Origin of the sequence: Micromonospora sp. NPDC005413, assembly GCF_040606435.1 — a bacterium.
Lineage (GTDB): Bacteria > Actinomycetota > Actinomycetes > Mycobacteriales > Micromonosporaceae > Micromonospora.
The window spans coordinates 15370-31629 of record NZ_JBEXEV010000008.1; the positions used below are offsets into that span (position 1 = coordinate 15370).

The 16260-nt window shown below is 71.2% G+C and carries 14 protein-coding genes; 13 read left to right on the top strand and 1 reads right to left on the bottom strand.

Features of this window, described 5'->3' with window-relative positions; all coding sequences use genetic code 11:
* Nucleotides 1-5 precede the first annotated feature (5 nt).
* From ABZS37_RS12130 to ahcY, 12 genes are all read left to right on the top strand, one after another.
* Nucleotides 6-4358 (top strand): toxin glutamine deamidase domain-containing protein, encoded by a 4353-nt coding sequence (locus ABZS37_RS12130; protein ID WP_355168162.1) that lies wholly within the window; start codon nucleotides 6-8, stop codon nucleotides 4356-4358.
* Between the two features lie 8 nt (nucleotides 4359-4366).
* On the top strand, nucleotides 4367-4798 hold the full coding sequence (locus tag ABZS37_RS12135; protein ID WP_355168164.1) for a hypothetical protein: 432 nt from the start codon (nucleotides 4367-4369) through the stop codon (nucleotides 4796-4798).
* A 68-nt stretch (nucleotides 4799-4866) separates the two neighbouring features.
* Entirely contained in the window at nucleotides 4867-5496 is a 630-nt protein-coding gene (locus ABZS37_RS12140; protein ID WP_355168166.1) for a tetratricopeptide repeat protein, read from the top strand.
* 70 nt (nucleotides 5497-5566) lie between these two features.
* Nucleotides 5567-5821 carry a hypothetical protein gene (locus ABZS37_RS12145; protein WP_355168168.1) on the top strand — a complete coding sequence of 85 codons (255 nt, stop codon included), beginning with the start codon at nucleotides 5567-5569 and terminating at the stop codon, nucleotides 5819-5821.
* A 124-nt stretch (nucleotides 5822-5945) separates the two neighbouring features.
* The gene (gene nfi / locus ABZS37_RS12150) at nucleotides 5946-6611 is read left to right on the top strand and encodes a deoxyribonuclease V (RefSeq protein WP_355168433.1); all 666 of its coding nucleotides are present in this window, start codon (nucleotides 5946-5948) and stop codon (nucleotides 6609-6611) included.
* A gap of 294 nt (nucleotides 6612-6905) precedes the next feature.
* Nucleotides 6906-7970 carry a hypothetical protein gene (locus ABZS37_RS12155; RefSeq protein ID WP_355168170.1) on the top strand — a complete coding sequence of 355 codons (1065 nt, stop codon included), beginning with the start codon at nucleotides 6906-6908 and terminating at the stop codon, nucleotides 7968-7970.
* 70 nt (nucleotides 7971-8040) lie between these two features.
* Nucleotides 8041-9426, top strand: coding sequence for a phosphomannomutase/phosphoglucomutase (locus ABZS37_RS12160; RefSeq protein ID WP_355168172.1), 1386 nt, complete (start codon nucleotides 8041-8043; stop codon nucleotides 9424-9426).
* 60 nt (nucleotides 9427-9486) lie between these two features.
* Nucleotides 9487-9672 carry a Trm112 family protein gene (locus ABZS37_RS12165; RefSeq protein WP_030490836.1) on the top strand — a complete coding sequence of 62 codons (186 nt, stop codon included), beginning with the start codon at nucleotides 9487-9489 and terminating at the stop codon, nucleotides 9670-9672.
* Complete coding sequence (locus ABZS37_RS12170; RefSeq protein ID WP_355168174.1) at nucleotides 9669-10865, top strand: SIS domain-containing protein; 1197 nt, start codon at nucleotides 9669-9671, stop codon at nucleotides 10863-10865. The genes ABZS37_RS12165 and ABZS37_RS12170 overlap by 4 nt, the downstream gene beginning before the upstream one ends.
* Before the next feature lie 67 nt (nucleotides 10866-10932).
* The gene (locus tag ABZS37_RS12175; protein ID WP_355168176.1) at nucleotides 10933-11940 is read left to right on the top strand and encodes a cation diffusion facilitator family transporter; all 1008 of its coding nucleotides are present in this window, start codon (nucleotides 10933-10935) and stop codon (nucleotides 11938-11940) included.
* A gap of 3 nt (nucleotides 11941-11943) precedes the next feature.
* The gene (manA, locus tag ABZS37_RS12180; RefSeq protein WP_355168178.1) at nucleotides 11944-13107 is read left to right on the top strand and encodes a mannose-6-phosphate isomerase, class I; all 1164 of its coding nucleotides are present in this window, start codon (nucleotides 11944-11946) and stop codon (nucleotides 13105-13107) included.
* Between the two features lie 279 nt (nucleotides 13108-13386).
* Nucleotides 13387-14886, top strand: coding sequence for an adenosylhomocysteinase (gene ahcY / locus ABZS37_RS12185; RefSeq protein WP_355168180.1), 1500 nt, complete (start codon nucleotides 13387-13389; stop codon nucleotides 14884-14886).
* Nucleotides 14887-14957: 71 nt separating this feature from the next.
* On the opposite strand, the gene ABZS37_RS12190 is transcribed toward ahcY, so the two are convergent.
* Nucleotides 14958-15116: a hypothetical protein gene (locus ABZS37_RS12190; protein ID WP_272615629.1), complete on the bottom strand. Its 159-nt coding sequence runs from the start codon at nucleotides 15114-15116 to the stop codon at nucleotides 14958-14960.
* Between the two features lie 170 nt (nucleotides 15117-15286).
* On the opposite strand from ABZS37_RS12190, the gene efeU reads away from it, so the two are divergent.
* Nucleotides 15287-16255, top strand: a complete 969-nt coding sequence (gene efeU, locus ABZS37_RS12195) for an iron uptake transporter permease EfeU (RefSeq protein ID WP_355168435.1) — start codon at nucleotides 15287-15289, stop codon at nucleotides 16253-16255.
* Nucleotides 16256-16260: the final 5 nt, after the last annotated feature.

Sequence of the window (16260 nt, forward strand, 5' to 3'; positions counted from 1 at the left end):
CCCCGATGAGCGTGCTGCCGAGCCCGATTCCGCACCCACTGGACCACGCACCCTGGGACGTGCCGGGCTGGATCTACGAGGCCCTCGACTGGGTGGTCGGCGTCCAGTGGCCGGAGGGCAACGAGCGGGCCGTCTGGGACGTCGCCGACCAGTGGTACGCGGTAGCGGCTGTGCTTGCCGGCCCACACGCCGACGCCGCGACAGCCGCCGTCGAGGTGCACAGTGGGTACGGAGGCGGCGGGGCGGTCGATGCCGCTTTCGAAGCGGCCTGGCGAGGGATCGCCGAGGGCGCCGACGCCCCGCTGCCCGTGCTGCTCGCGGTCACCGCCGACCTGGGCCGGCTGGTCGAGGAGTGCGGCTGCGACATTGAGGGCGCCAAGCTGGAAGTCTGGATCGAGCTGGGCATCCTCGTCATCGAGCTGCTCTCGGTGGCGGTGGCGGCGGTGCTCACCGCCGGGGCCGCGACCCCGGCCGCCGGCGCGGCGATCACCGCGACCCGGCTGCTGGTCCAACAGATCTTCAGGCGACTGATGGGCCAGCTGGCCAGCAAGTCCCTCAAACACGGGCTCAAGGAGGCCGGCGAGCGGGCCGCCAAGGAGGCCGCGCGGGGTGGCGTACGCGGGCTCGCCAAGCGGGCCGCCCATGAAGGGCTGGAGGAGGCCGCGGAGGAGTCTGGTGTCACCCTGGCCACTCAGGCATATCAGAACTCCACCGGGCGTGCGCACGGCCTGGACCTGACCGACCTCGGCGCATCGGCGGTCGGCGGGCTCGCCGGCGGGGCGGTGGCACCACTGGCCGGCCTGGGCCGGCACGCGACCGGGCGAGCGGCACGGGTCGGGGAGCACCTGGGGCGGGAGATGACCGGCGAGGTGCTCGCCGACAGCGCCGCCGGCCTGGCCACCGGTGGGGGCCTGACCTCGCTGGAGGACGCGGCACGCGCTGCCGCTTCCGGGGCCACCGGTTCGGCGACCGGCCAGACCGACCACGCGTTGCGCGCCCGGCTCGACGCGCAGGCCAACGCCCTCGCCGGAGCAGCACTCGCCGGTCCATCCCTCCCTTCCGTGGCACCTGTCGCGGGGGATTCAGCTGCCGCGGTGGCGTCCTCTGCTTCGTCGGCGGGCGCATCTTCGTCGGCGGGGGCGCTGTTTTCGGCGGCCTCGTCGCCGGTCGCCGCGAGTGCGGTGGGTTCGAGCGTGGTGGCGTCGAGTGGGGCGGATTTGTCTCCGGCCATTCCGGTGCAGGCGGCAACGGCCGTCGTCCCGTCGCAGCCCGACCACGCGGCGCCGCTACAAGCGGAGTTGCCGACCTACTCGGGCGGGGGTCTGTCACAGGCGACCGAGGTGCCGCCATCGTTGTCCGTCGTCTCCTCGTCCGAGGTGGACGGTTGGGGCCGTTCGATGCCCGCGTCCGAGGCGATGCCGTCGTCGGACGGGCCGGGCACGTCCAACCCGGTGGCCGCCGACCCCACGCTCTCGTCGGTCGCCGCCGACCCCACGCTCTCGTCGGTGGCCGTCGATCCGACGCGTTCGTCCGTTGTCGCACCCGTGGCCGGGACCCTCGAATCGACCAGCGGGCCGGCCACCGGTGCTGCTGTGCAGGGCCACCCGACCAGTTCACACCACCACACCACCACCGCCGGCCCAACCGCCTGGTCTCCGTCGGCTGGCCTACCAGCACCGACGACCGCACCCGGCCCGCCAGCGCCGGTCATGGTCGCCGCCCCGACCACGACCAGCGGTACGCCGCCGCCGGGCACCTCCACGCCACCGGTGGTGGGCCGATACGCCGTGCCATCGCGCGTCCCGCTGCGGGAGGCCCTCGCGCCGGTGCGGGCACCCGACCATCCGGCCCGCGGTCGGGCGTCCATCCCCGTCGACGTGGTGGCCTTCGGCGATCCGTCGGTGCCCGCAACCGAGACCAACGACTCGTACGCGGCCCGGTGGGCGGCCGAAGCGGAGGCTGCCGAGCGGCGGCGCTACCAGGGGCACTACGAATCGCAGCGGACCGGGTTCGAGAACAATCGCCGGCAGTCGGAGGCCACCCGACTGCGCGCCCGGGCCGCCGAGCACGACCGCAGAGCCGTCGAGTACGCCACCTACGCCCGACAGCTGCATCAGGCCGGCCACCGGCAGTGGGCCGACGGCTGGCAGCGGGCCGCGAACGACGAGACGCGCGCGTACGCCCAATGGCGTGACCTGGCCGACGCGGTGCTGGCCGGAGCCACGGCGCCCCCGGTCGTGGACATCGGTGCCACCGCCTTCGAGCATGCCAACAGGGACGTGGGCGCCCTCGCGCTCGGCGCGGTGGAGACGGCCGGCCCGTCCCGGCTCACTGGCGACGACGATCCCCCGCCGATCGATGACTCCCGACCGTACGGACGGCATGGAGGCCTGCGTCCACCACTCGCCCTGCACCAGGTCGACGTCGAACGGCAGATGCCCCGCGAGTCGGACGGCACGATGACACGCACCGCCGACCCCCGACAGGGCGGCTGGTTCCGGCTCCTGAACGACGGAGGTCCCAGGGCCGACGCCACCCGGGGGATCAACTGCCTCGACTGCACGCTGTCGTTGTTCGAGACGTGGGTGCACGGGCGGCCACGAGTGTCGGCGCCGCGTACCTTCGACGGCTACCTGGACGGTGACACCCGACGCCCGATCCGTGGTGAGGCCGGCGGCCCGGGCCGGGTGGAGGACGTGACCGGCGGACGCTTCCAGCAACTCCTCTCCCCGTCGTCCGGCCAGCGCCCGCACCCCGAGCAGGCGCGGCAGGCCGCCGACCGGGGCTACCGCAACCTGCACGACCAACTGCTGCTGGGAGGCCACGGCAGCTACGCGTTCCTGGTCACCGAGTGGTCACACGGTGGTTCGCACGCCTGGGTCGCGCTCAACCAGAACGGCACGGTGCTCTACGTGGACCCGCAGAATGGCGTGGTCCGGGACCGGCCGTTGTACCCCGATGTGGTCGGCATCGACGCGCTGGTGCTGAGCGGAGACGGCCGGCCGATGCCGCTCGGCGGGCTGCCCCGGGGCCGGTTCAGCGAGCGGCCCGACCTACCGGACCACCCGCCTGCGCACGACGACGGCGGCCACGGTGACCCGTACATCAACCGGATGTACCTGCTGCTGGACGGCCCAGGTTCGGCCTCGTTCTCGCAGGACGCCGAGCCTGCCGACACGTCGTCTCGAGCTGCTCGGGACCATCCCTCGCCGAGTGGCGGCACGGCCCACGTCGTCTCGATGGCCGGCAGTCTGGACGAGATCTTCGCGGCCGGCGTGAGTCCCCTTGAGTTCGCGACGGCGGTCGATCCACCTGCGCTCCGTCGCCTGGTACCGGATCTGGACGAGGCGTCGGCCCGGGATGTGGTGCGGCTGTTTGCCGACGTCCGGGTCCGCGACATGCTCGACCACGCCCGAAGGGAGCCGCCCGCGAACGAGCCGGAACTGGCTGAGAGCCTGGCCCGGCAGTTGGTGCGGCATCCGGATCTGGCGCGCATGATCCTGTCCACGCCCGAACTCGCGAACTCGCTGACCGCTCGCCCGTTGACTCTGTATCACCTCGCCAGTCATCAGCAGGCCATCGACGTCCTCGCCGAAGTACTCAACGACGTCGCTCAGCAGGAGGAGGAGGGACAGGGCACGGCCCCCCGGAAAGTGCCTCAACCAGAGCCCACACCCCTCACCGACGAGCAGCTGAGAATCAGCGCCAGCATCCAGGTGCGTCGGGGCCCCGTCGCGCAGGCAGGGTTCGATGACGTCCGGCGCGATGACGTTGCCTACCGGGGGCGTTACCTCGACAATCTCTACTCCGCGGCAGCTGAGGCGCAGGCAGATTTGAACGAGCTGGCGGTATCCCTAGCCCATGTCGATGGACTCCGTGTCGGAGAGCCTGGCTGGCGTCCTCAGCCCAAGGACCGACGGCGAGCCGAGGACAAGGTGAACAAGCATCAGGGTGACGCGTCGAAGCTGCTTGACCTCGCAGCCGCGAAGGTCGAGTTCCGATGTCTCGACGATCTCTACGCTGCGCTCGGGCGCATACGTGACCACCCTGACGTCGAGATTGTGAGTTGCCAGGACCGGTTCATGTCTCCCGAAGACAGCGGCTACCGGGACGTGCAACTCGTGCTGCGGACGCGCAACGAGCACCTCGCCGAGTTCCGTCTGCATCTGGCCGCGCTCGACGCGATAGCTCTCTGGGAGCATGCGTTGTATGAGGTACGCCGTGATGTGGATGCCTTGGCTCGAGCCGAGGGGCGAGCTTTGACGAGGCGCGAGGGAGCAATAGCAGATGGGGTCCTCCGTCGCGAGCAACAGTTGTTCTGGCAGGCATTGCAGTCGACCTACGAGGGGAACATCTGATGGCCCAAATGCCTGGTCTGGTGCTCCCGTCTTACTACCTCTACTACCAGTCGCCAGTAAAGATCGTGGAGACGCCCGACGGTGGCGCCAGGGTATGGCGTGTTTCCATCGATACCGGCGGCTGGCAGGAGAAGAACGACCTCTTCACCGATATCGTCTTCGACGTCGGGGGGGATGTATTCCGCCGCACTGCCGAGGATTTCGTTCAGGAAGTGGAGGCGTTCCGGGCTCATTACCTCAAGGGTGAAGGACCCATCTTCGCGCTCTACGAGACGGTGCGGTCGATCGAGGACCTGGCAGACGCCGAGACGCGTCACGAGACACCACGAGAGCAGGCCCTTATCCGGGGAATTCGGCAGCGGTCGTTCGTGATGTTCGAGGAACAACTCCGCGCGGCCGGTGATCCTGGCGCGGACCCCGACATAGGGAAGGCGGCGTAGGTATCGCTCCGCAAGCGAATCGACGAAAGGGCGGGTCGGTGATGGCCGAAGGGTTGGACGCTCGTTTGGTGCGGGCGCAGGAGCGTTACGAACTGGCGGTCTTCGGCGGCGACGCGAAGCCGCTGGACGAGGCCGAGCGGGATCTCGCCGCGCTGGACGCCGATGTGGCTCTGGCCCGGGGCCGGATCCTGCACGCCCGCTTCCTGGACACCGGGTTGGAGGACGCGGCGGAACTGCCGCTCTTCGAACGGGCGGCCGGGCTGTACCGCGAGCTGGGTGACGCCTGCGGTGAGGGCGAGTCGCTCTTCTGGGTGGGCGTGATCCACCAGGTGATCCGTCAGGACCAATCGACCGCTGACCCCGCCTTTGCCCGGGCGCGGGAGCTGGCTACCGCAGCGGGGGACGAGCTGACTCTGTCGTACGTGCTGCGGCACCTCTGCTTCGGTGAGCAGGCCGCCGGTCGCGTCGACGCGGCGCGGGAGCTGCTGACGGAGTCGACCCGGCTGCGCCGGAAGCTGTCCTTCACTCCGGGGGTCGCGGCGAACCTGATCGGCCTGGCGAGCCTGGCGGCGAGCGACGGTGATCGCGAGTCCGCCCGCGAGTTGCTCGACGAGGCGGCCGGGCTCGCGGCCGGCAGCGGTGCGCACGGGGTGGGCCAGTGGATCGAGGAGGCCCGCGAAGAGTTGGGCCTGGCCTGACCGTGGATCGCCGTGCTGCCGTCGGAAGTGAACGGTGTGGGGAGTATGCAGAGCCGAATAGCATCGGCGCATGGCGAGATCCGACACGGAAAGCACCAGGTCCAATGTCTGGGCGTGGCCGGTTGGCATCCTGATCGGCCTGGCGATCGGCATTCCCTCGTTCGGCGCGGCGGGCGGGGTCGCATTCGGTGTCGCCATCGGCGTTGCCTTCGCGGTCGCCTTCGGTGCGAACAGGAGTGGGGCCGCCGGTGGGAGGCCGGGACGGGACGTCAGCTCGGACGGCAGTGCCACCGGGGATGGCGCCGGCGGCTTGCGCCGAGGGTGATCGACTCCAGTTCGGCGACATTGGGGCATCCGGGTCCTGGGATAGCCCCATGTCGGTGATGTGGAGTGGATCATGGCGTGCGGCGGCGGTGCCGGGCAGTGTGGCGGTGCCGGGGAGTGTGGCGGTGCCGGGCAGTGTGGCGGAGGCGGTGGCCGTACAGGAGGAGTTGCGGCCGCTGGTCGACCTGGTTGGGCCGGGGCCGAGCGCGCCCGCGACGGTGGCTGGCCTGGACGTCGCGTACTCCCAGGACGGTGACCTGCTCGCGGCGGCCGTGACGGTGCTGGATGCCCGGACGCTGGCCGTGGTGGACTCCGCGGTCAGCGTGGGTCGGCCCTCGTTCGGCTATGTGCCCGGGTTGTTCGCCTTCCGTGAGTTGCCCGCGCTGCTCACCGCACTGGACCGCCTGACCACCCTCCCGGACCTGCTGGTCTGCGACGGGCACGGGCTGGCTCATCCGCGCCGGTTCGGGCTCGCCTGCCACCTGGGGGTGGTCACCGGGCTGCCCGCGATCGGGGTGGGGAAGACGCCGCTGGTCGGGACGTGGGATCCGCCGTCCGCCGAGCGGGGTGCCTGGTCGCCGTTGTGCGACAGCGGCGACGTCATCGGTCGGGTGCTACGAACCCGGGACGGGGTGAAGCCGGTCTTCGTCAGCGTCGGCCATCGGATGAGCCTGGAGAACGCGACCGCGCAGGTGCTCGCGCTGACCCCGCGCTACCGCCTGCCGGAGACCACCCGCACCGCCGACCGACTCTGCCGCGACGCCCTGGCCCGCACACAACAGCCGAACTGATCGCACGGACCAGCCCGACTGGAAACGCGGATCAGCCCGATTGGAAACGCGGAACAGCCCGACTGGAAACGCGGAACAGCCCGACTGGAAACGCGGAACAGGCAACTGGAAACGCGGACCAGCCCGACCAGAAACGCGGATCAGCCCGGCCGAGGAGGCTCCCACCGCAGGTCGGCGGGCTGGGCCGTAAACCGTAACGCGGCACACATCCGGGCCGCTCTATGACCGGTGGGGTGGGTGGGCCGGTAGTAGCCTGACCCGCGAACCCCACCCGGGGAGAACGGTGAGGTAATCATGACGGTGCGTCGACGCGCGGCACGGCTCGCGACGGTCTGCGGTCTGGTGGGCGGTCTGGTGATGCTCGGTGCGTCGCCGGCGCTGGCCGCCGACGACTCGGTCCGTGTGGGTGCGGCCAGCAGCTTCGCCGCAGGCGGCTCGCCGCAGGGGGTGAACGTCGCGGTGCGTAAGCGCTCCGACGGGTGCGTCCTGCTGCGTACCGCGCTGGGTCTGCGCCTTGAGGGTCTCGGGTCGGACCAGGTGACGGTCGAGGTCAACGCGGGCGGGCGCTGGTTCCCGGTGGCCGTCACCGGCGGTGGCGGCAGCGTCGCGACCGCGCAGACGTCGCCGGCGAAGCCGACCCTGTGCAAGGGCAAGGGCATCACCGTGCGGTACCGGGTGGCGTTCGCCGCGAGTGCCCCGGGTGGCCGGCTCGTCGTCACCGGCGCGGGTGTCAGCGCGGCCGGCCAGGAGTTGGGCCGAGGCAGTGACTCGGCGAAGGTGACCGGCGCTCGGGTCACCCCGTCGCCGACTCCGACGCCGTCGAAGAAGCCGTCGGCCACTCCGAGCCCGACCGAGGCCGCGATCGTTGATCAAGCGGTGAACCCGGCGGCGCCGGGTGGCGTGTCCGGCGCGCCAGACACCACGGCGACCGCCGCCGATTCGTCCGGTGGAGGATCGCCGGTGATGTTCTTCGGCATCGTGATGGTGGCGATCGGGCTGCTGCTCGTCGGGCTGCTGTTCCGTCGCTCGCGACAGGATCGAAAGCCGTCCGCCGAGCCGCCCGGCGTGCTGCCGGGCAACCCCGGCGGCACCACCTACCGCTCCGGCGGTGGGTCGCCGGCCGCGCCCGGTCGCCCTGGGCAGGTGTACGGCCAGCAGCCACCGGCCACCGGTTGGGATGCCGTGCCCTCCCCGCGGCCCGCCACCGGTGGGGTCTACGGTGCCCGGCCAGACAACCCCGGTTCGGTCCCGGAGGCGACGCAGCCGGTGCCGGGGCCGCCCGAGACCCGGCCGCTGCCCGGGGATCCGCCCACCGACGATGGCGGTCACACCGTGCTCATGCCCCGGCTCCCCGGCTGAGCGGGGTTCGACCCGGACCCTCCGTTAGGCTCAGGCTCGGTGTCTAACTTGCGGCCAAGGAGTGGAACACGTGTCTGATCTGTCCCAGATTGTGAAGGCGTACGACGTCCGAGGGACGGTGCCGGACCAGTGGGACGAACGGGTCGCGGAGGCGCTGGGAGCGGCATTCACCCAGCTGCTCAACTCCACGGACGAGCCGGGCGACGCGGTCGTCGTCGGGTACGACATGCGAGCCACCTCGCCCGGCCTGGCCGCCGCGTTCGCTGCCGGCGTACGGGCCGAGGGGCGCTCGGTGATCGAGATCGGGCTCGCCTCCACCGACCTGCTCTACTTCGCCTCCGGCTCGCTCGACCTGCCCGGTGCGATGTTCACCGCCAGCCACAATCCCGCGCAGTACAACGGCATCAAGATGTGCCGCTCCGGCGCCCGTCCGATCGGCCAGGAGAGCGGTCTGACGGAGATCCGGGAGCGGGCCCAGGCCATGCTCGACTCGGGCGAGACTCGCCCGGCCGGTGAGCCGACCCGTCCGGCCGAGCGGCGCGACCTGCTTCCCGACTACGCCGGCTACCTGCGCAAGCTGGTCGACCTCTCGGGCATCCGCCCGCTGAAGGTCGTCGTCGACGCCGGCAACGGGATGGGCGGCTTCACCGTCCCCACCGTGCTGGGCGACGCCGCCCTGTCGCCGCTGCCGCTGGAGATCGTGCCGCTCTACTTCGAGCTGGACGGCACCTTCCCCAACCACGAGGCCAACCCCCTGGATCCGGCGAACCTGGTCGACCTCCAGCGCGCGGTGGTCGAGCACGAGGCCGACATCGGGCTGGCCTTCGACGGTGATGCCGACCGGTGCTTCGTGGTGGACGAGCGCGGCGAGCCGGTCTCGCCGTCGGCGATCACCGCCCTGGTCGCCGCGCGTGAGCTGGCCAAGCACCCGGGTTCCACGGTGATCCACGGTCTGATCACCTCCAGCGCGGTCGCGGAGATCATCCGTGAGCACGGTGGGCAGCCGGTCGTGGCCCGGGTCGGGCACTCCTTCATCAAGGCGGAGATGGCCCGGACCAATGCCGTCTTCGGCGGCGAGCACTCCGCGCACTACTACTTCCGGGACTTCTGGTTCGCCGACACCGGGATGCTCGCCGCGATGCACACCCTGGCCGCGCTGGGCGAGCAGTCGCTGCCACTGTCCGTACTGGCCAGCGAGTACGAGCGCTACATCGCCTCCGGCGAGATCAACTCGACGGTGGCCGACCAGGCGGCGGCGGTGGCCGAGGTGCGGGCCGCGTACCCCGACGCGGTGGCCGACGAGATGGACGGGCTCACCCTGCGTTTCCCCGATGGCGCCTGGTTCAACCTGCGCGCCTCCAACACGGAGCCGCTGCTGCGGCTCAACGTCGAGGCGCCCACCCGGGATCGGATGGTCTCGCTCCGGGACGACGTGCTCGACCGCGTTCGCCGATAAGATCGCCTGCGCCGGTCGGCACCGCCGCCGGTAAGCCGCACACGTGGAAGGAGCCGTGCCATGGCCCTGGATCCGCAGTTGCTCGAGATTCTCGCCTGCCCGGACACGCACCACGCCCCGCTCACCTATGACGCCGAGGCGCAGACGTTGACCTGCACGGAGTGCGGCCGGATCTTCGAGGTCCGCGACGACGTGCCGGTGCTGCTGCTCGACGAGGCGCGTGGCGGCCCGGGGCAGCCCTCATGATCGACGGTACGGCCGGGGTCAGTGGACGTCGCGATGCCGACGAGGCCCTGCTCGACGACCCGGAGGCGCTGGCCGAGCGCGACCCGGGCGGCATGCTCCGGCACACGGCGTCGGCCGGTGCGCAGGTCCGCGAGAGCGCCGCACTGGCTGCCGAGGCGAACCTGGCGGTGCTCGCCGACGACGGGCGGCCCCGAGCCGTGGTGATCGCCGGCATCGGCACCGCCGGGCGGACTGGGGACGTGCTGGCTACGGTCGCCGGGCCACGCTGCCCGGTCCCGGTCATCGCGCACCGCAGTGCCGGCGTACCCGGTTGGGTGGGCGCGGCCGACGTGGTGATCGCGGTGAGCGCGTCCGGTCGTAGCCCGGAGGCGCTCGGTGCCGCCGAGGCGGCGCACCGGCGCGGTGCCCGACTGGTCGCCGTGGGTGCCCCCGACTCGCAGTTGCAGTCGATCGCCGAGCAGGCCCGGGCGCCGTTCATCCCGGTGCCCCGGCGCGCACCGGCCCGGGCCAGCCTCTGGGCGCTCACCGTGCCGGTCCTGCTCGCCGCCCGTTCGCTCGGGCTCGTGAAGGTCAACGAGGCGGACCTGGCGGAGACCGCGGCCCGGCTCGACGCGGATGCCGACCGCTGCCGGTCCGCCGCGGAGTCCTTCGTCAACCCGGCGAAGTCCCTGGCCCTGGCGCTGGCCGGCTCGATCCCGATCGTCTGGGGCTCGTCCCCGCTGGCCACCGTGGCTGCCCGCCGGTTCGGCGACACCCTCTCGGCCAACGCCCGCTACCCGGTGGTCACCGGAGCGCTCGGTGAGGCCGGTCGGGGTCGGGTCGGGCTGCTTGACGGCGTCTTCGGCGGCCTGGCCGAGGGGGAGCGGGACATCTTCGCCGACCCTGCGGAGGACGACGGCGAGGGCACCCGGCTGCGGCTGGTGCTGCTGCGCGACGGCGGGCTGAACGCCGAGGACGACACCGACGAGCCGCTCGCGGTCGAGGAGCGCCGCGCGGACGCGGTGCAGACCCTCGCCGAGCGCCGCGGCGTGCGGTGCGACGTGGTCACCGCCGAGGGCGGCTCCGCTCTGGAGCGGCTGGCCTCGCTGATCGCGGTCCCAGATTTTGCCTCGATCTACCTTGCCCTGGCCCATGGGCTGGACCCGATGGCCGTGCCGGCCATCACCGAGATGAAGGAGCTGTCGAACCAGTGAACGAAAGTAGGGGGCGGTGCGGCATGCGCGGACCGATCGGCTTCGTCGGGCGAAGCGGAGCGGTGGCATGAGCGCCAACGGTGGGACGAAGGCGATTGTCGCCGCCCTGCTGGCCAACGTCGGCATCGCCGTCACCAAGTTCATTGCGTTCCTGCTCTCCGGCTCGTCGTCGATGCTGGCCGAGTCGGTTCACTCGGTCGCCGACTCCGGTAACCAGGCCCTGTTGCTGCTCGGCGGCAAGCGGGCCAAGCGCGCGGCGACCCCGGAACACCCTTTCGGGTACGGCCGGGAGCGCTACATCTACGCGTTCATCGTGTCCATCGTGCTGTTCAGCATCGGTGGCCTGTTCGCCCTCTACGAGGCGTACCACAAGTGGGACCACGCGGAGGGGATCAAGTCCTGGCACTGGCTGCCCGTCGTCGTGCTGGTGGCGGCGATCATCATGGAGTCGTACTCCTTCCGGACCGCGATCAAGGAGTCCAACCAGATCCGGGGCAACCAGTCCTGGGTGCGCTTCATCCGCCGGGCCAAGGCACCCGAGCTGCCGGTGGTGCTGCTGGAGGACTTCGGCGCGCTGGTCGGTCTGGTGTTCGCGCTGTTCGGCGTCGGCATGACCCTGATCACCGGCAACGGCCGGTGGGACGCCGCCGGCACCGCGATGATCGGCGTGCTGCTGGTGATCATCGCCGTGGTGCTGGCCATCGAGACGAAGAGCCTGCTGCTCGGTGAGGGCGCCGAGGCGTCCGAGCTGGCTGCCATCGAGCGGGCCGTCACCGACGGCCCCGAGGTGGAGCGGATCATCCACATGAAGACGCTCTACCTGGGGCCGGAAGAGCTGATGGTGGCCGCGAAGATCGGCGTGCCGTCCTGTGAGAGCGCGCACGATCTGGCGCGCGGCATCAACGCCGTGGAGGCGCGGATCCGCGCCGCCGTGCCGACCGCCCGGGTGATCTACCTGGAGCCGGACATCTACAGCGTCGCCGCCGCCGAGGCCGGCACCGGCGCCGCCGCCGACACCGCTGTGCCGCAGCAACAGGATGCGTCGGGCGAGGCGGCCGGGCGGCCCGGGGGCTGACGGGTGGAGCCACTGTACGGACCGATCCGGGACTACGCCTGGGGGTCTCGCTCGGCCATCGCCCTCCTACAGGGGCGGCCGGTGCCCAGCGAAGGCCCGGAGGCCGAGCTGTGGTTGGGCGCCCACCCGGGCGCCCCGGCCAACGTGGACCGTGCCGGTCTGCGGGTGAGCCTCTGCGACCTGGTGCGTGACGAGCCGGGGCAGTGGCTCGGCCAGCGGGTGTCCGAGCGGTTCGGCAGCCGGTTGCCGTTCCTGCTCAAGGTCCTTGCAGCGGACGCGCCGCTGAGCCTGCAGGCACACCCGGACGCCGAGCAGGCCCGGGTCGGCTACGCGGCGGACGCGGAGCGCCCCGAGGGGGAGCGCAACTACTCCGACCCGCACCACAAGCCGGAGTTGCTGGTCGCGCTCACCCCGTTCGAGGCACTGTGCGGTTTCCGGGAGCCGGCGGAGTCGGCCGAGGCGCTCGCCGCGTTCGGCGTACCGGAGTTGGCGCCGGTGGTCAACGCGTTACGGACCGGGCCGGCGGGGCTGCGGACGGCGGTGCGGACGCTGCTCGGCTGGCCGGTCGCGGAACGCGCCACGTTGCTGGGTTCCGTGCTGGCCGCGTCGGCCGACGGCCCGGACGCGGAACTGGTCCGCCGGCTGGCCGAGGCGTACCCGGCCGATCCGGGCGCGCTGGTCGCGTTGCTGCTGCACCACGTGCGGCTGACACCGGGGCAGGCGATCTGGATGCCCGCCGGCAACCTGCACGCGTACCTGAGCGGGTGCGGCGTCGAGATCATGGCGGCCAGCGACAACGTGCTGCGCGGCGGCCTGACCCCGAAGCGGGTGGACGTCGACGAGTTGCTGCGGGTGCTGCGTTTCGAGGCGCTCGACGATCCGGTCCGGGCCGCGCAGCCGGTCGGCCCGGGTGTGGACTGGTGGCCGGTTCCGGTGGACGACTTCGCGCTGCACCGGGTGCGGGTCGGTGCGGCGGTGCCGTCGGTCACGCTGCCGCTGCCCGGTCCCCGGGTGGTGCTCTGCGGTGGCGGCTCGATCACCGTGGACGACGGTGCCGGCGCGTTGACGCTCACGTCCGGCGAGGCGGCGATCGGTACGGCGGCCGGCGAGCCGCTGCGGATCAGCGGTGCCGGCGAGGCGTACGTGGCGACCTCCGGATTGCGGTGACGCGGACGTTCTGGGCCGACACAAGTCCGACTTTCCCGGAATAGCTTGACGCTGACTTGCCTGAGTGTGACTCTATGGGTACGCAGCGTTATCGCGACGACGGTCCGACAACGTGCGGGGAACCAAACCGGGGGGATGCACGGGGCGGGCGGGACGTGGGCGGGAAAGTCTGTCCATCACCGACCGCCCCGTGCGCTGTCCGCGGACCGTCCCCCGATGCCCGTCGTCGACGCGCGTAAGGTGGAGGATCGGCGTAGACATCGTTCGACAGGAGCTTTCATGACCAGCACCCTCCCGGCGTCCGCCAGCGGTACGCCGTCCGAGGCTCGGCCGAGCACGCTCGCCGAGGGCGACTTCAAGGTGGCGGATCTGTCGCTCGCCGAGTTCGGGCGCAAGGAGATCCAGCTCGCCGAGCACGAGATGCCCGGCCTGATGTCGATCCGTCGAGAGTTCGCCGAGGCGCAGCCGCTCGCCGGCGCGCGGATCACCGGCTCGCTGCACATGACCATCCAGACCGCCGTCCTGATCGAGACGCTGGTCGCGCTCGGCGCGCAGGTGCGCTGGGCGTCGTGCAACATCTTCTCCACCCAGGACCACGCCGCCGCCGCGATCGTCGTCGGCCCGGACGGCACCCCCGAGGCCCCTGCCGGCGTCCCGGTGTACGCCTGGAAGGGCGAGACGCTGCCGGAATACTGGTGGTGCACCGAGCAGGTGCTCGCCTGGCCCGACGGGCAGGGTCCGAACATGATCCTCGACGACGGCGGCGACGCCACCCTGCTCGTGCACAAGGGCGCCGAGTTCGAGCTGGCCGGAGCGGTCCCGCCGGTCGAGTCCGCCGACTCCGAGGAATACAGCGTCATCCTCGAGCTGCTGCACCGCTCGCTCGCCGAGGACGGCCAGCGCTGGACCCGGATCTCCGCCGGCATCAAGGGCGTGACCGAGGAGACCACCACAGGCGTGCACCGGCTCTACGAGATGCACCGCGCGGGCACCCTGCTCTTCCCGGCCATCAACGTCAACGACTCGGTGACCAAGAGCAAGTTCGACAACAAGTACGGCTGCCGGCACTCGCTGATCGACGGCATCAACCGGGCCACCGACGTGCTGATCGGCGGCAAGATGGCCGTCGTGATGGGCTACGGCGACGTGGGCAAGGGCTGCGCCGAGTCGCTGCGTGGCCAGGGCGCCCGGGTCGTGGTGACCGAGGTCGACCCGATCTGCGCGTTGCAGGCCGCGATGGACGGCTACCAGGTCGCCACCCTGGACGACGTGGTCGAGCAGGCGGACATCTTCATCACCGCCACCGGCTGCTTCGACGTCATCACCAACGAGCACATGGCCCGGATGAAGCACCAGGCCATCGTCGGCAACATCGGCCACTTCGACAACGAGATCGACATGGCCGGCCTGGCCAAGCGCTCGGATGTCGAGCGGGTCAACATCAAGCCGCAGGTCGACCTGTGGCGCTTCGCCGACGGGCACGCGATCATCGTGCTCTCCGAGGGCCGCCTGCTGAACCTGGGCAACGCCACGGGGCACCCGAGCTTCGTGATGTCGAACTCGTTCGCCAACCAGACGATCGCCCAGATCGAGCTGTTCACCAAGACCGAGGAATACCCGATCGGCGTCTACGTGCTGCCCAAGCACCTGGACGAGAAGGTCGCCCGGCTGCACCTGGGCGCGCTCGGCGCCAAGCTGAGCATGCTGACCAAGGAGCAGGCCGCGTACCTGGGTGTCTCCACGGAGGGTCCGTTCAAGCCGGATCACTACCGCTACTGATCGACACTTCGGACCGGGTCGGCTGTTCGCAGCCGGCCCGGTTCGTCGTCTCCGCCTGTGGTCCGGTGTGCTCAGCCCGAACGAGGACCGCGGCGGGTGGGGCGGAACCACGTCCAGACGCACCAGGCCAGCCAGCCGACCGATACGACGGTGGCCAGCGCCCGTAGGCGCAGCGCGCTGAGCAGCAGCACCACGGCCAGCACCGTCAGCCACGGCAGGAATCCCTTCACGGCGGGGATCCTTCCACAGTCGAATGGGGGCGGCCCGCCGTCAGGTGGTCCAAGGGCCTGGTCGCGAGGTGAGTGAGCTTGTCGCGAACGACTTGACGAGGACCCTGAGCAGGAGGAAGGTATGGCTGCCCTAAGTTAGCTGAGGCGTGCCTAATGAACTCGGAGCCGGGATGTTCGCCACCTACCTGATCGGCCTGCGGGAAGGCCTGGAAGCCACCCTGGTGGTCAGCATCCTGGTCGCTTTCCTGGTGAAGTCGCAGCGCCGGGACCGGTTGCCACAGGTCTGGGCGGGCGTCGGCCTGGCCGTGGCGCTCTCGGTGCTCTTCGGTTGGCTGATCGAGTACACGTCGACCTCGCTGTTGGCCCGCTCCGAGGATCGGGAGCTGTTCGAGGCGATCACCTCCGTCGCCGCCGTGGTCTTCGTCACCTGGATGATCTTCTGGATGCGTCGGGCCGCCCGGACCATCGCCGGAGAGCTACGGGGCAAGCTCACCGAGGCGCTGGCCGTCGGGTCCCTCGCGGTCGCCGGCATGGCCTTCCTCGCGGTGATCCGGGAGGGCCTGGAAACCGCGCTGATCTTCTACTCGGCCGCCCAGGGTGCGGCCGGAGACAGCGGGCCGCTACTCGCGTTGATCGGCGGCATCGCCACCGCCGTGGTGCTCGGCGTGCTGCTCTACGCCAGTGCTCTGCGGATCAACCTCAGCAAGTTCTTCACCTGGACCGGCGCGCTGCTGATCCTGGTCGCCGCCGGCATCCTCAAGTACGGCGTGCACGACTTCCAGGAGGCCGGTGTCCTGCCCGGCCTGAACGACCTAGCCTTCGACATCACCAGCGTGCTCGACCCGAGCACCTGGTACGCCGCCCTGCTCGCCGGCATGTTCAACGTGACTCCCGCGCCCACGGTGCTGGAGACGGTCGCCTGGGTCGCGTACGCCGCGCCGGTCCTCCTGCTCTTCCTGCGCCCGACCCGTCGCAAGCCGGCACCCGTCGCGGCGCCGGCCGGGCCCGCGAGCGAGGCGGCCCCGACGACCGGCGCGAGCGACACCGCCGCGACCACCCCCACCACCGTCACCGAGCGCGGGGCCGACACCGGCACCGAGGCCGAGGCCGAGGCGGCGTCCACGCCGCAGCGTGCCTGACCCCA

What these genes read in the sequence shown, in the direction of transcription:
- ABZS37_RS12155 (WP_355168170.1), top strand. Translation starts at nt 6,906, where the DNA reads ATGACGGTGCGTCGACGCGCGGCACGGCTCGCGACGGTCTGCGGTCTG.
- ABZS37_RS12175 (WP_355168176.1), top strand. Translation starts at nt 10,933, where the DNA reads ATGAGCGCCAACGGTGGGACGAAGGCGATTGTCGCCGCCCTGCTGGCC.
- ABZS37_RS12170 (WP_355168174.1), top strand. Translation starts at nt 9,669, where the DNA reads ATGATCGACGGTACGGCCGGGGTCAGTGGACGTCGCGATGCCGACGAG.
- ahcY (WP_355168180.1), top strand. Translation starts at nt 13,387, where the DNA reads ATGACCAGCACCCTCCCGGCGTCCGCCAGCGGTACGCCGTCCGAGGCT.
- ABZS37_RS12130 (WP_355168162.1), top strand. Translation starts at nt 6, where the DNA reads ATGAGCGTGCTGCCGAGCCCGATTCCGCACCCACTGGACCACGCACCC.
- efeU (WP_355168435.1), top strand. Translation starts at nt 15,287, where the DNA reads ATGTTCGCCACCTACCTGATCGGCCTGCGGGAAGGCCTGGAAGCCACC.
- ABZS37_RS12165 (WP_030490836.1), top strand. Translation starts at nt 9,487, where the DNA reads ATGGCCCTGGATCCGCAGTTGCTCGAGATTCTCGCCTGCCCGGACACG.
- ABZS37_RS12135 (WP_355168164.1), top strand. Translation starts at nt 4,367, where the DNA reads ATGCCTGGTCTGGTGCTCCCGTCTTACTACCTCTACTACCAGTCGCCA.
- ABZS37_RS12145 (WP_355168168.1), top strand. Translation starts at nt 5,567, where the DNA reads ATGGCGAGATCCGACACGGAAAGCACCAGGTCCAATGTCTGGGCGTGG.